Source organism: Methyloversatilis sp. MC4-4 (genome assembly GCF_049843555.1).
Classification (GTDB): Bacteria; Pseudomonadota; Gammaproteobacteria; order Burkholderiales; family Rhodocyclaceae; genus Methyloversatilis; species Methyloversatilis discipulorum_B.
The window spans coordinates 675,572-688,141 of sequence record NZ_JBBHZK010000001.1 but is presented as its reverse complement, the minus strand read 5'-3'; the positions used below and the strand labels follow the sequence as shown (position 1 = coordinate 688,141).

15 protein-coding genes are annotated in these 12,570 nt (G+C 68.8%); 5 read left to right on the top strand and 10 right to left on the bottom strand.

Annotated elements, in window-relative coordinates:
* Window positions 1–4 precede the first annotated feature (4 nt).
* Genes WDZ97_RS03205 through WDZ97_RS03185 form a run of 5 tightly spaced genes read left to right on the top strand, consistent with a single transcriptional unit; the run spans window position 5 to window position 4,608 of the window.
* The gene (locus WDZ97_RS03205; protein ID WP_425761769.1) at window positions 5–937 is read left to right on the top strand and encodes a 2-dehydropantoate 2-reductase; all 933 of its coding nucleotides are present in this window, start codon (window positions 5–7) and stop codon (window positions 935–937) included.
* 56 nt (window positions 938–993) lie between these two features.
* Complete coding sequence (locus WDZ97_RS03200) at window positions 994–1,947, top strand: diacylglycerol/lipid kinase family protein (RefSeq protein ID WP_341928933.1); 954 nt, start codon at window positions 994–996, stop codon at window positions 1,945–1,947.
* Window positions 1,944–2,744, top strand: coding sequence for a metallophosphoesterase family protein (locus WDZ97_RS03195; protein ID WP_425761768.1), 801 nt, complete (start codon window positions 1,944–1,946; stop codon window positions 2,742–2,744). Before WDZ97_RS03200 ends, WDZ97_RS03195 begins: the two co-directional genes overlap by 4 nt.
* Window positions 2,745–2,757: 13 nt before the next feature.
* A complete protein-coding gene (locus WDZ97_RS03190; RefSeq protein WP_341928935.1) occupies window positions 2,758–3,543 on the top strand; it encodes a phosphatase PAP2 family protein in 786 nt (261 codons plus the stop codon).
* 36 nt (window positions 3,544–3,579) lie between these two features.
* Window positions 3,580–4,608, top strand: a complete 1,029-nt coding sequence (locus tag WDZ97_RS03185; protein WP_425761767.1) for an ADP-ribosylglycohydrolase family protein — start codon at window positions 3,580–3,582, stop codon at window positions 4,606–4,608.
* 35 nt (window positions 4,609–4,643) lie between these two features.
* On the opposite strand, the gene WDZ97_RS03180 is transcribed toward WDZ97_RS03185, so the two are convergent.
* The 10 genes from WDZ97_RS03180 to WDZ97_RS03135 form a co-directional block, all read right to left on the bottom strand.
* Window positions 4,644–5,582: a GGDEF domain-containing response regulator gene (locus WDZ97_RS03180; protein ID WP_425761766.1), complete on the bottom strand. Its 939-nt coding sequence runs from the start codon at window positions 5,580–5,582 to the stop codon at window positions 4,644–4,646.
* Window positions 5,583–5,650: 68 nt separating this feature from the next.
* Window positions 5,651–6,622 (bottom strand): electron transfer flavoprotein subunit alpha/FixB family protein, encoded by a 972-nt coding sequence (locus WDZ97_RS03175; protein WP_425761765.1) that lies wholly within the window; start codon window positions 6,620–6,622, stop codon window positions 5,651–5,653.
* Between the two features lie 11 nt (window positions 6,623–6,633).
* Window positions 6,634–7,383 (bottom strand): electron transfer flavoprotein subunit beta/FixA family protein, encoded by a 750-nt coding sequence (locus tag WDZ97_RS03170; protein WP_304003818.1) that lies wholly within the window; start codon window positions 7,381–7,383, stop codon window positions 6,634–6,636.
* Entirely contained in the window at window positions 7,380–7,676 is a 297-nt protein-coding gene (locus tag WDZ97_RS03165) for a DUF971 domain-containing protein (protein WP_304003819.1), read from the bottom strand. The genes WDZ97_RS03170 and WDZ97_RS03165 overlap by 4 nt, the downstream gene beginning before the upstream one ends.
* Window positions 7,673–8,551, bottom strand: coding sequence for an ABC transporter ATP-binding protein (locus WDZ97_RS03160; RefSeq protein WP_425761764.1), 879 nt, complete (start codon window positions 8,549–8,551; stop codon window positions 7,673–7,675). Before WDZ97_RS03160 ends, WDZ97_RS03165 begins: the two co-directional genes overlap by 4 nt.
* The gene (locus WDZ97_RS03155; protein ID WP_304003820.1) at window positions 8,548–9,516 is read right to left on the bottom strand and encodes an ABC transporter permease; all 969 of its coding nucleotides are present in this window, start codon (window positions 9,514–9,516) and stop codon (window positions 8,548–8,550) included. Before WDZ97_RS03155 ends, WDZ97_RS03160 begins: the two co-directional genes overlap by 4 nt.
* A gap of 3 nt (window positions 9,517–9,519) precedes the next feature.
* Window positions 9,520–10,962 carry an ABC transporter substrate-binding protein gene (locus tag WDZ97_RS03150; RefSeq protein ID WP_029143736.1) on the bottom strand — a complete coding sequence of 481 codons (1,443 nt, stop codon included), beginning with the start codon at window positions 10,960–10,962 and terminating at the stop codon, window positions 9,520–9,522.
* A gap of 75 nt (window positions 10,963–11,037) precedes the next feature.
* A complete protein-coding gene (gene fdxA / locus WDZ97_RS03145) occupies window positions 11,038–11,367 on the bottom strand; it encodes a ferredoxin FdxA (RefSeq protein ID WP_304003822.1) in 330 nt (109 codons plus the stop codon).
* 10 nt (window positions 11,368–11,377) lie between these two features.
* Window positions 11,378–12,325 carry a HEAT repeat domain-containing protein gene (locus WDZ97_RS03140; RefSeq protein ID WP_304003823.1) on the bottom strand — a complete coding sequence of 316 codons (948 nt, stop codon included), beginning with the start codon at window positions 12,323–12,325 and terminating at the stop codon, window positions 11,378–11,380.
* Between the two features lie 10 nt (window positions 12,326–12,335).
* On the bottom strand, window positions 12,336–12,569 hold the full coding sequence (locus WDZ97_RS03135; RefSeq protein ID WP_019917845.1) for a 4Fe-4S dicluster domain-containing protein: 234 nt from the start codon (window positions 12,567–12,569) through the stop codon (window positions 12,336–12,338).
* Window position 12,570: the final 1 nt, after the last annotated feature.

Below are 12,570 nucleotides of genomic sequence, written 5' to 3'. Positions count from 1 at the left end.
AACGATGCGCATACTGATACTGGGTGCCGGTGGGATTGGCGGCTACTTCGGCGCCCGACTGCAGCAGGCCGGTGCCGACATCACCTTCCTCGTGCGGCCGGCGCGCGCCGAACATCTGCGCGAACACCGGCTGCGCGTGTGGAGCCCCTTCGGCGACCTGCAGCTGACGCCGGCGCTGCTGACCGCCGTCGACACCCCTTTCGATCTGGTGCTGCTGTCGTGCAAGGCCTACGACCTGGCGTCCGCACTCGACGCCATCGCGCGGGCGGTCGGGCCGCAGACCGTCGTGCTGCCCTTGCTCAACGGCATCGCCCACCTCGATCTGCTGGACGCGCGCTTCGGCCGCGAGCGCGTGGCCGGCGGCGTCGCCCATCTCGCGCTGACGCTCGACGAGAGCGGCGGCATCCGCCACCTGAATGCAAGCCAGCGCCTCATCATCGGCGCCCGCCACCGGTCTCAGTCGGCCGGCATCGACGCGCTGGGCGGCCTGCTCGCCGGCATTTCACCCGACTACACGGTGTCGGCCGACATCGAACAGGACATGTGGGACAAGCTGGTGTTCATCGCGACGCTGGCCGGCGCCACCTGCCTGATGCGCGCCTCGATCGGCGACATCCTCGACACGCGGGCCGGCCGCGCGCTGATCGAAGGCATGCTGGAGGAAGGCGCGGCGGTCGCCGCCGCCTGCGGCCGCGCTCCGGCCGCGCAGCGCATGGCCGGCTACCGCGCACAGCTGACCGAAGCCGGCTCGACCCTCACCGCTTCCATGCTGCGCGACGTGCTGCGCGGCGCGCGCACCGAAGCCGATCACATTCTCGGTGACCTGTGCCGGCGTGCCGACGCACAGTCGGTGTCGCTGCCCAAGCTCGATCTGGCCTGCTCGCACCTGCAGGCTTACGAGGCGGCGCGGGCGCGGCTGTCGGAATCGTCCGGCTGATCGCCGGGCGCGGTCTGCCTAAGATGCAGCCGGTCCGTCATCCGCTCCCCTCTCCGATGCCCCAGTCCTCTCCTTCTGCCGACGCACCGCTGTTCATCGTGCTCAATGCCGGTTCCGGCAGCAGCGACGCCGAGCGCACGCGCGAAACCATCGAATCGGTGCTGTCCGGAGTCGGTCGCGCGCACCGCATCCTCTACGTCGAGGACGCGCGCCGGCTGCATACCGTCGCCTGGCAGGCGGTGCAGGAGGCGCGCATCCAGAAGGGCATCGTGGTCGCCGCCGGCGGCGACGGCACGATCAACGCGGTGGCGCAGGTGGTGGTCGGCAGCGGCGTTGCGTTCGGCGTGCTGCCGCAGGGCACCTTCAACTACTTCTCGCGCGAATACGGCATTCCGGCGGATACGGCGGAGGCGACGCGCCTGCTGCTGACCGGTCGCATACGACGCGTGCAGGTCGGCTGGGTAAACGAGCGCATCTTCCTGGTCAACGCCAGCCTCGGCCTCTATCCGGCGCTGCTGGAGAACCGCGAGGAATGGAAACAGCAGTTCGGCCGCAGCCGCATCGTCGCGCTGTGGGCGGGCCTGGCTACGCTGCTGCGCGGACATCGCCGGATGACGCTGGAAATGGAACACGCCGGCCGGCTGCAGACGCTGCACACGTCGACGCTGTTCGTCGGCAACAACCGGCTGCAGCTCGAACAGATCGGCATCGCCGAGGCCGCCGCGCTGGACGAAGGCCGGCTGGCCGCGCTGGCGCTGCGCCCGACCGGCCGGCTGGCCATGCTGTGGCTGCTGGCGCGCGGCGCTTTTGGCCGCCTGGGCGACGCCGACGAGGTGCAGAGCTTCAGCTTCGAAACGCTGCGCCTCAGCGTGCTGCGACGCGGTCGGCGCGGCGGCCGCATCAAGATTGCCACCGACGGCGAGGTCGGCTGGATGCGCACCCCGCTCGAGTTCCGCGTCATTCCCGATGCGCTGCCGCTGATCGTCCCGGCCGACGGGGCGGACGGATGAGCGCACTGCTGCTGCAGATATCGGACACCCATTTCGGCACCGAGCGTCCGCAGGTGTGCGAGGCGCTGCGCCGGCTCGCCCATGCGCAGCGCCCACAGGTACTGCTGCTGAGCGGCGACATCACGCAGCGCGCACGTCGCGCGCAGTTTTCCTCCGCGCGCGCCTTCACCGACAGCCTGCAGATCGCGCAATGGATGGTGCTGCCGGGCAACCACGACATTCCGCTGTTCAACCTGCCGGCGCGTCTGTTCGCCCCCTATCGTGACTACCGCCGCGCCTTCGGACAGGCGCACGACGCCGTGCTCGACGCCGACGGCCTGCGCCTGATCGGCCTCGACAGCACCCGACGGCTGCGCCATGTCGACGGCCAGCTGTCGGCAGCGCAGATCGAGCGCGCCGCCGGCTGGCTGGAACAGGCGCCGGCGGGCGCACTGCGCGTGGTCGCGCTGCACCACCCGGTGGCGGTCACCCGCGCCAGCGAGCGACACAACCGCGTACACGGTCATGCCGAAGCGCTGCGCCGCTGGCTGGCGGCCGGGGTGGATCTGGTGCTGGGCGGACACATCCACCTGCCCTTCGTGCGCCCGCTCGACGGCAGCGGACGCGGCGGCTGGGCGGTGCAGGCAGGCACTGCGGTATCGAGTCGCACGCGGCGCGACGCCGGCAATTCGGTCAATCTGATCCGCCGCCGCACGCTCGCGGGGCGCGCGATCTGCACGGTCGAGCGCTGGGACTACCGCAGCGCGGCCGACGAATTCGAAATGGCGGCGCTCAGTGCGCTGCCGCTCGGCAACTGACGCTCGCACGTCCATGCACGCCTCTCTGAGCACGTCTGCACTGCTTGCCGAAACGGTTGCCGCCAACCTGCTGCCGCTGTACTTCGCGCTGCTCGCCGGCGCACTGGCACTCGCCGCCTCGACGCTGCTGTCGTGGCGCCGGCTGCGCCCGGGCGGCGCGGCATCGGCAGCGCGCATCGCCGGCGCTGGCGCGCTGGGCGTCGCCATCGCCGGCGGCAGCTTCGCGCTGATCGCCGGCGCCGTCAGTGCCGGTCACGCACTGACCGAGTTCGACGACGCGCTGGTCACCGCGCTGAGCGCCACACAGCCGGCGGACACGCTGCGCGTGTTCGCGCGCCTGACTCATTTCGGCGACACGGCGACGCTCACCGCGCTCGGCATCGGCGGCGCGCTGCTGTTGGCCTGGCGGCGACACCTCGTGCTGGCGGCCACTTGGGCAGCGGCCATCGCCGGCAACGCGCTGCTCAACGTGTCGCTGAAGGCGCTGTTCGAGCGTGTGCGGCCGGTGCACGACCACGGCTTCACGATCGAAACCAGCTGGAGCTTCCCGAGCGGCCATGCGTCCGGCACGGTGGCCGCCTGGGGCATCGCCGCCTACGTACTGCTGCGGCTGCTGCCGTCGCGCTGGCACCTGCCGGTGGTCCTCGCGGCGGTGGCAATCGCCCTCACCACGGCGGTGAGCCGCGTCGTGCTGCAGGTGCATTTCGCCAGCGACGTGCTGGCCGGCATGGCGTCCGGCGCGGCCTGGCTGACGCTGTGCATCACGCTGTCCGAGTTGCTGCGCCGACGCGTGCCGTGAAAAGATGCACCCGCCCTGCTGCCCCGGAGACCCCGCATGATCGACACTTCCCGCTTCGACGCCGCCTGGTGGGGCGGTTTCATCGGCGACGCGCTGGCGATGCCGGTGCACTGGTACTACACGCGCAACCGTATCGCCGAGGACTACGGCGACATCACCACCTATCTGCCACCGCACAACCCGCATCCGGACAGCTTCCTGTGGCGCAGCGAGTACACCTGCACCGGCAGCACCGACGACATCCTGCACGAGCAGGCACGCTGGTGGAGCGGCCCGCGCGACATCCACTACCACCAGTTCCTGCACGCCGGCGAGAACACGCTGAACGTGCGCCTCGCCATGCTGCTGGCCGAGTCGCTGCTGGCCTGCGGGCACTATGACCGCGACGACTACGCGCACCGCTACACCGATTTCATGCTGACACCGGGCATGCACGGCGACACCTATGTCGAGGAATGCCACCGCGCCTTCTTCCGCAACTACGGCAAGGGGCTGGAAATCGACGACTGCGGCGGCGTGGACATCCACATCGGCGGGCTGGCCACGCTGGCGCCGCTCATCCTGTTCCACGCCGATGACCGCGACGCGCTGCGCGCAGCGGTGATCCAGCATGTCGATCTGACGCACAAGGGCGAGGAGATGGCGGCTGCGGCGGCGCTGTACGCCGACTTCGCCTTCCATCTGCTGCATGGCGCGACGATCGACGACGCGCTGTCGCGCGCCGAGCCCGCCGGCCACCCGGCGCTGACGCATCCCTACCGCGACTGGGCAGCGACGCGCGCGGACGACGACGTGATCGGGCGGCAGTTCAGCCCGGCCTGCTATCTGAAGGATGCGCTGCCCGCAACGCTGTACCTCGCGGTGAAGTACGCCAGCACACCGCGCGACGGACTGCTCGCCAACGTGCGCATGGGTGGCGACAACTGCCATCGCGGGGTCGTGCTCGGCACGCTGCTCGGTGCCGCGAACGGCATGGCAGCGCTGCCGTCGGCATGGGTAGGCGGCCTGTATGCAGCAGCCGAGTGCCGGCGACTGCTGGAGGCGCTGCGCGCCCGCGCCGCCTGAACCTCAGGTAAGAACCTCGGGCTCGGACCTGAGGTTCAGACCAGTACGGCGCGATTGCGTCCGGCCTCCTTGGCCGCATAGAGACGCTCGTCAGCGGTGCGGAACACGTGCATCAGTTCGTCGGCGGCGGCATCGATGAAGGCGCCGCCGACCGACGTCGTGACCACGCCCCAGTCGGCGTTGCGCTCGTGCGGAATGGCCAGTCCGCGCACTTCGGCGATCACCGTTTCGGCGATGCGCTCATAGACCGGCTTGCTGGCCACCGGCATCAGCACGGCGAATTCCTCGCCGCCGTAGCGGGCGGCGAAAGCGCCTTCGGTCAGGCGTTCGGCGTTGAAGCGCTCGACCACACCCGACAGGGCCTGAGCGACCGCGCGCAGGCAGTCGTCACCGGCCAGATGGCCGTAGTGGTCGTTGTATTTCTTGAAATGGTCGATGTCGAGCATCAGCAGCGCAAACGGCCGGCCGCTCTCGCGCGCCTCGCTCCACGCCAGATCCAGGGTGAGGTCCATGTGCCGGCGGTTGCTCAGGCCGGTAAGTCCGTCGCGACTGGCCTGTTCCTTCAGCAGCCGGTTGGCGACCGACAGCCGCTTGCGCAGCGCGGCGATGCGGGTCATCGCCTTCATCTTCGCCTGCAGCACCGCTTCCGGCACCGACTTGACGATGAAGTCGTCGCCGCCGGCCTCGATCGCGGTGATCAGGTTTTCCTGCGTGTCGGAGGCGGTGAGGAAGAGGATGGGCGTCCATGCCCAGTCCTGCGTCGCCTCGATCGCACGGATGCGCGCAGTCGCCTCGAAGCCGTTCATCACCGGCATCTCGATATCCATCAGGATGAGGTCGGGTGCGAGCTGCGCGAACTGCGCCACCGCGGCCTCGCCGTGCTCGGCCACCGTCACCTCGTAGCCGAACGACGCGAGCCGCACCGACATGACAGCCGCCATGGCGCGACTGTCCTCAACCAGCAATATCTTCATGTGTTCCCCGGAGAAGCCGATTTCTTTTTCTCGTTGTGAACACTATTTCGGCTACGCCGCCCGGCGCTTTAGGAGGAAAAATTACCCTCGCCGCACCCGGCCAGCGCCTGTGTCAGCGCCGGTACGGCCTCGAAGATGTCCGCCACCAGCCCATAGTCGGCGATGCCGAAGATGGGCGCGTCGGCATCCCGGTTGATGGCGACGATGACGCGTGAATCCTTCATGCCGGCCACGTGCTGGATGGCGCCGGAAATGCCCACCGCGATGTACAGCTCGGGCGCGACGACGCGGCCGGTCTGGCCGACCTGGCTGTCGTTGCCAACGAAGCCGGCGTCGACCGCGGCGCGGCTGGCGCCGAGGGCTGCGTTCAAGGTGTCGGCCAGCGGTTCGAGCAGGCGGCGGAAGTTGTCGGCGCTGCCCAAAGCACGACCGCCCGACACCACGACGCGCGCGCTGCCCAGATCCGGGCGCCCGCCCTGCACGCGCTGGCGCGCCACCAGGCGCGAGCAGGCCGGATCGGCGGCGGCGGCCAGCGGCAACACCGGGCAGTCGCCGCCGGTTGGCGCCGCGGCAAACGCGGTCGCGCGCACGGTGAGCATCTTCAGCGCATCGAGCGACTGTACGGTGGCCAGCACGTTGCCGGCGTAGATCGGGCGCACGAAGGTATCGGGCGATTCGATGCGCACGACGTCGGTAACCGGCGCCACGCCCAGCCGCGCCGCCACCCGCGGCAGCAGGTTGCGGGCAAAGCCGCCGGCCGCCGCAACCACGTGCGTGTAGTGACCCGCCGTATCGGCGAGCACCGACCGCAGCAGTTCGGCCAGCGGCTCGGCCAGCTGATCGGCGTAGTGCGCGGCGTCGGCGTGCAGCACGCGGGCGACACCGGCGATCCGGCGCGCCTGCGCGGCCACGGCGGCGCAGTCATGACCGGCCACCAGCAGATCGATCTCGCCACCGAACTGCAGCGCCGCCGTCACGGCGTGCAGCGTGACCGGGTGCAGCACGGCGTTGTCGTGCTCGGCAATCACCAGGGTTTTCATCGCATCTCTCCTCAGATCACCTGCGCCTCGGCGCGCAGGCGTTCCATCAGCTGGGCCACGCTGTCGACGCGCACGCCCGGTGTGCGCGCCGGCGGCGGCGCCATGTGCAGCGTGCGCAGGCGTGGCGCGACATCGACGCCCAGCGATTCGGGCGTCACGCTGTCGACCGGCTTCTTCTTCGCCTTCATCAGATTGGGCAGCGACACGAAGCGCGGCTCGTTCAGGCGCAGGTCGGTGGTGAGTACCGCAGGCAGCGTCAGCGCCAGCACTTCGCTGCCACCGTCGATCTCGCGCGTCACTTCGATGTGGCCGTCACCGGGCCGCAGCTTCGACGCGTTGGTCGCCTGCGGCCAGTCGAGCAGCGCGGCCAGCATCTGGCCGGTCTGCCCTGCGTCGTCGTCGATCGCCTGCTTGCCGCAGATCACCAGTTGCGGCTGCTCGCGCTGGCACAGCGCGTGCAGCAGGCGGGCCACGGCCAGCGGTTGAAGTTCGGCCGCGGTATCGACCAGCACGGCGCGGTCCGCCCCCATCGCGAGCGCGCTGCGCAGCGTGTCCTGACAAGCGGCGACGCCGCAGGACACGACCACCACCTCGCTGGCGACGCCGGCCTCCTTCAGCCGCACCGCCTCTTCCACCGCGATCTCGTCGAACGGGTTCATCGCCCGCTTGGCGCTGCCGATGTCGACATCGCTGCCGTCGGCCAGCACACGCACCTTCACGTTGTGATCGACCACCCGCTTCACCGCCACCAGCACCTTCATGACACGCCCTCCTCCAGCTCGCGCAGATAGGCCCACGGATAGATGCCGCGCCGGTGGCCGTCGGAGAACACGAGGTTCAGGCCGGCGTCCGCCATCGCGTGCGCCTCGGTCAGCACGACGCCGCTGCAATCCGGCGCCGCGACGCCGGCGCGCGCCGCCTTCGTGCAGAAGGCGCAGCGGCAGCGGGCGCGCAGCAGCGCGTGCGGCAATGCGCTCTCGCTGCCGTCGTCCCATTCGATGCGCAGCAGACGCGAGGCGCTGTGCACGGTGACCGACCGCGGCAGCGCATTCACAGCATCGCTCCCACGCCTTCGGCGCCGACGTGCCAGTCGTGCCCGGCCAGTCCGCCCTCCTTCAGTTCTCCACCCATGGCGGCGAGGCTCTCTTCGCGGATGAGCGCCTTCAGCTGGCGGTGCAGCGCGAGGAAAGTGGGCGACGAGGTCATGTCGGGCGTGCGCGGGCGCGGCAGCGGCACCGGGATTTCCGCCTTGATGCGGCCGGGGCGCGCGGTCATCACGTAGATCTTGTCGGACAGGAAGATGGCTTCCTCGATGTCGTGCGTGATGAACAGCACCGACAGCTGCAGCTGCTGCCACATATTGGTCAGGATCTCCTGCATCACCACGCGCGTCTGCGAATCGAGCGCGCCGAAGGGCTCGTCCATCAGCATCACCTGCGGGCTGGTGGCCAGCGCGCGGACGATGCCGACGCGCTGCTTCATGCCGCCGGAGAGCTGGTCCGGATAGTGGTTCTCGAAGGACAGCAGGCCGGCCAGGCCGAGCAGCGTGCGCGCCTTCACTTCGCGCGTGCTGCGGCTCACGCCCTGCATCTTCAGGCCGAACTCGACGTTCTGCCGCACGCTGAGCCAGGGGAACAGCGAGTACTGCTGGAACACAACGCCGCGGTCGGCACCCGGCGCGGTCACGGCACGGCCATCGACCGTGACCGTGCCTTCATCGGCGCGCAGGAAGCCGGCCACGATGTTCAGCAGCGTGGACTTGCCGCAGCCGGACGGTCCGACGATGGACACGAATTCGCCCGGCTTCACGTCCAGTGACACGTTCTTCACCGCGTCGAAGGGCACGCCGTTCTGCGTAAAGCGGATGTTCACGTCGCGGATGTCGATGTGGCCGGTGGCCGATCGGGTCTGTACGGTCGATGCAGTCATCGCGAGTTCTCCTTTCCACTGCTCGCCTGCCACGGCATCAGCAGCCGGCCGAGCAGGCGGATGCCACCGCTGCATACGAGGCCGAGCACGCCGATCACCAGCATGCCGATGACGATGTTCGAGTACTCGATCAGCGAGTACGCCTCCCAGGTGAAGTAGCCGACGCCGTACTGACCGGAAATCATTTCCGCGGCAATCAGCGACACCCAGGCCACGCCCATGCCGACCGCCAGACCGGTGAAGATGTGCGGCATCGCGCCGCGCAGCACCACCTGGGTCATCAGTGCGAACTCGGTGGCACCGAGACAGCGCGCCGCCCGCACCAGCACTGCATCCATCGACGCCACGCCGTGCATGGTGTTGAGCAGGATGGGGAAGAAGGCACCGATGAAGGTGATGAACACGATGCTCGTTTCGGTGGTCGGCCACAGCATGATGGAGATCGGCACCCAGGCGATGGCCGGGATCGGGCGCACGATTTCCATCGCCGGGAACAGCAGGCTGCGCACCCGGCGGTAACGCCCGATCAGCAGCCCCAGCGTCACACCGAGCACGGTGGCGATGGCGAAGCCCAGCATGATGCGGCGCAAGCTCAACATCACGTGCGTCGCGAAGCCCTTGTTGCCGAACAGGTTCATCGCATCGCCGAACACCTCGACCGGACCGGGCACGTTGGTGAAGCGGATGTAGAACACCCAGCGATAGGTGGTGGCCAGGTGCCAGAAACCGATCAGCAGCACGATGGACAGGGCACTCAGCGCCCAGGTAGGCAGTTCGCGGCGCAGCGTGCGCCCCAGCCGCTGCGCCGGCGTCAGCCGGAGCGGTGCGGCGGTGGCCGGGGCGGCGGGCGCCCCGCCGGGCACCGCGACCGGCGCCACCGCGCGCACCGGCGCGGGTGCGTCGGCCGGCGCGGCATCCGGCGGGGCGGCGTCATCGATCGAGTGCATCCTCATGACGGTCGACATGGCTCATTTCCTCACGGTGGCGACGGCGAGTGCGTCGGCATAGCTGCCGAGCTTTCCGCCATGGGCGGCGGCGTGCGCCTCGGCGTCCTTCTTCAGCAGGAAGGGCGTGATGGCCGCACCGCCCTTGCCGCCCAGCGAATAGAAGGCCTTGTCGGCGAACAGCTTGATCTTGAAGCTCTGGTCGAACACGAAGGCCACGCCCACCTTCTTGCCCGCCTTGGTCGCCGCATTGACCGCCGCCAGCGTGCATTCGGCCGACTTGTAAGCAGTCAGCGCGCCGCCTTCGATCCACACCTCGCCGGCCTCGCGCGGCTTGTCGATGCTGCCGCCGCACAGCGGGTCGGTGCCCGAGATTTCGTAGCTCGCGAAGCTCGCCTTCTGCTTGGCGTAGTCCAGCCCCAGTTCCTTGTAGGCCTGCATCAGGTAGGACTCGTCCACCCAGGCGTCGGCGTCGAATTCCTTCACCCGGCCCATGCGCTGCAGCACGCCGTGGTCGTACTTCACCGTCTCGACCCACTTCGGCTTGATGGTCGGGTCCAGCGTATGCACGCCGCCCGGGCCGAGGAACATGTAGGCCACTTCCTTCTCGACCCGCGTCCATTCCTCGATCTTGGTGGCCGCCTCGACCGGGTTCTTGCGCACCCAGTCGTTCGCCTCCATCAGCGCCTTGATGTAAGCGACGACGAACTCCGGATATTTCTTCGCGAAGTCCTCGCGCACGACGACGCCGTGGAAGGTGGGCACCTTGGTTTCGACGCCGTCGAAAATCTTGCGTGCGAAACCGCGGTAGGGCAGCAGCTCGGCGAAGGGCACGAAATCGGCGTGACCATCGATGCGCTTTTCCTGCAGGCTGGAGGTGCCGACTTCCGGGCTCTGGCTCGACAGTTCCCAGACATCGCTCTTCCAGCCCTTGTCCTCCATCGCCTTCAGCAGCATGCCGTGCGCGGCCGAGCCGAAGGGCACCGACACCTTCTTGCCCTTCAGGTCGGACAGCTGGTAGTAGGGCGAATCCTTGTGCACCACGATGCCGTTGCCGGCGCCGTCGGCGTTGTAGGCAATCAGTGCGATCAGCCGGCTCTTCGTTTCCGGGCTGGCCTGGAAGGTGGCGCCATTCACCAGCAGCGGGTAGTCGCCCATCATGCCGATCTGCAGCGTGTTGGCCACCATGCCGTTGGTCACCGGCGGGCCGGAGGTGAAGTTCTGCCATTCGAACTTGAACTGGATGTCCTTGTACTTGCCGGTCTTCGGCAGGTGCTTTTCGAGCAGGCCCAGTTCCTTGATGACGATGCCGCCGGTCACCGTGTTGGTGGTGGTGTTCTGCGTGCCGATGCCGACGGTGACGACCTCGGCCAGTGCGCCGGTGGCACAGCAACCCAGGGCTGCGCCGAGCAGCAGTGCGCGGGTCGTGCCGGTTACGCGACCCAGGGTCTTCTTCATAACGTTCATGGCTTCACCTCTTCCTGTCAGTTCAATGAATGAATCGAAGATTTGCTGCGTGCTTGCTGTATGGGTGGCCGGCGCTCAGGCGCTCTCGAACAGGTAGTGCCTCTTGTCCTTCACGTTGGCCCACTCGTCCGCATCGGGCAGCGGATCGCGGGCTGCGGTGATCAGCGGCCATTCGGTGGCGAGTCGGGCATTGATGGCGATGAACTCGACCTGGTCGGCCGGCAGGTCCTCCTCGGCAAAGATGGCCTCGGCCGGGCACTCCGGTACGCAGACGCCGCAGTCGATGCAGGCCGCCGGATCGATGACCAGAAACTCCGGCCCCTCGTGGAAGCACTCGACCGGACAGACCGACACGCAGTCGGTGTACTTGCAGCGCACGCAGGCTTCGGTGACGACGAAAGTCATGGTGTTCTCCCTATTTCTGGGCCAGCGAAATGGCGGTCAGCGCGAGACGGGACAGCTTGCGCACGTCCGGGTCGGCGTCGTCGAGCGCCTTCTCCAGCGCCGGGATGGCGCGCGGGTCGGCCAGTTCGCCCAGCGCGATGGCCGCTTCCTTGCGCAGATTGCCGATCGGGTGGGCCAGCGCTTCGACCAGCGCCGGCAGGGCTGCAGCCGCCTTCAGCAGACCCAGGCTGCGCGCCGCCTTGACGCGCACCTGCCAGTACTCGTCCTGCATCGCGCGTATCAGGTCGGGCACCGCCAGCGCGAGCCGCAGCTTGCCCAGCGTCTGCGCCGCCTCGTCGCGCACCATCCAGGCGACGTCGGTCAGCGCGCGGGTCAGCGACGGCAGCACGCTCACCTCGCTCGAATAGCCGATGGCGCCGATGGCGATGCGCCGCACTTCCGGGTCCGGGTCGCGCGCGGCGATCTCGGCCAGCGCGCCGACCGCCTCCGCCTTGCGCAGGTAGCCGAGCACGCCCACCGCCTCGCGCCGCACGGCGGCGTCGCCGTCCTTCAGCGCCTCCATTGCCGGCGCGAAAGCGGCATCGACGCGCAGCGCGCGTACCGCGCGCAACGCCAGCATGCGCACTTCGGCCGTGTGGCCGCTGAGGAAGGGAATCAGCGGCGCGGCGGAGGCGCTTTCCTTCAGTTCCGACAGCACTTCGCCGGCGGCTGCCCGCACCGCCGCGTCGGCGTCGAGCAGCATCGGCGCCAGCGCCTCGACCACCTCGGCGTCCTCGTAGCCTTCGAGCGCGCGCACCGCCTCGGTCCGCACGGTGGCGTCGGCGTCCTTCAGCCGCGGCAGCAGCAGCGGCACGATGTCGTCCTCGTCGCCGTAGGGCAGGTCGATCACCGCCAGCCGGCGCACTTCGGCGTCGGGGCTGGTGAGCCGCTCGACAATGGAACAGGTCAGGGTATCCATCGTCGGCTCCTCAGCGCAGCAGGTAGGGAATCGACACGCTGACCGCGCCGGTCGGGCAATCGGTTTCGCAGGGCAGGCAGTACCAGCACTCGTCGAACTTCATGAAAGCCTTCTTGGTCAGCATGTCGATGGCCAGCACGTCGAGCGGGCACACATCGACGCACACGGTGCAGCCCTTCTCGGCGATGCATTTGTCGTTATCGACACTCACCGGCACCTGGGTCGGCGTAGCAGCTATGGTCATG

Excerpts from the sequence above, each read along its gene's own strand:
- WDZ97_RS03205 (WP_425761769.1), top strand. The coding sequence starts at position 5 with ATGCGCATACTGATACTGGGTGCCGGTGGGATTGGCGGCTACTTCGGC.
- WDZ97_RS03200 (WP_341928933.1), top strand. The coding sequence starts at position 994 with ATGCCCCAGTCCTCTCCTTCTGCCGACGCACCGCTGTTCATCGTGCTC.
- WDZ97_RS03195 (WP_425761768.1), top strand. The coding sequence starts at position 1,944 with ATGAGCGCACTGCTGCTGCAGATATCGGACACCCATTTCGGCACCGAG.
- WDZ97_RS03190 (WP_341928935.1), top strand. The coding sequence starts at position 2,758 with ATGCACGCCTCTCTGAGCACGTCTGCACTGCTTGCCGAAACGGTTGCC.
- WDZ97_RS03185 (WP_425761767.1), top strand. The coding sequence starts at position 3,580 with ATGATCGACACTTCCCGCTTCGACGCCGCCTGGTGGGGCGGTTTCATC.
- WDZ97_RS03180 (WP_425761766.1), bottom strand. The coding sequence starts at position 5,582 with ATGAAGATATTGCTGGTTGAGGACAGTCGCGCCATGGCGGCTGTCATG.
- WDZ97_RS03175 (WP_425761765.1), bottom strand. The coding sequence starts at position 6,622 with ATGAAAACCCTGGTGATTGCCGAGCACGACAACGCCGTGCTGCACCCG.
- WDZ97_RS03170 (WP_304003818.1), bottom strand. The coding sequence starts at position 7,383 with ATGAAGGTGCTGGTGGCGGTGAAGCGGGTGGTCGATCACAACGTGAAG.
- WDZ97_RS03160 (WP_425761764.1), bottom strand. The coding sequence starts at position 8,551 with ATGACTGCATCGACCGTACAGACCCGATCGGCCACCGGCCACATCGAC.
- WDZ97_RS03155 (WP_304003820.1), bottom strand. The coding sequence starts at position 9,516 with ATGTCGACCGTCATGAGGATGCACTCGATCGATGACGCCGCCCCGCCG.
- WDZ97_RS03150 (WP_029143736.1), bottom strand. The coding sequence starts at position 10,962 with ATGAACGTTATGAAGAAGACCCTGGGTCGCGTAACCGGCACGACCCGC.
- fdxA (WP_304003822.1), bottom strand. The coding sequence starts at position 11,367 with ATGACTTTCGTCGTCACCGAAGCCTGCGTGCGCTGCAAGTACACCGAC.
- WDZ97_RS03140 (WP_304003823.1), bottom strand. The coding sequence starts at position 12,325 with ATGGATACCCTGACCTGTTCCATTGTCGAGCGGCTCACCAGCCCCGAC.
- WDZ97_RS03135 (WP_019917845.1), bottom strand. The coding sequence starts at position 12,569 with ATGACCATAGCTGCTACGCCGACCCAGGTGCCGGTGAGTGTCGATAAC.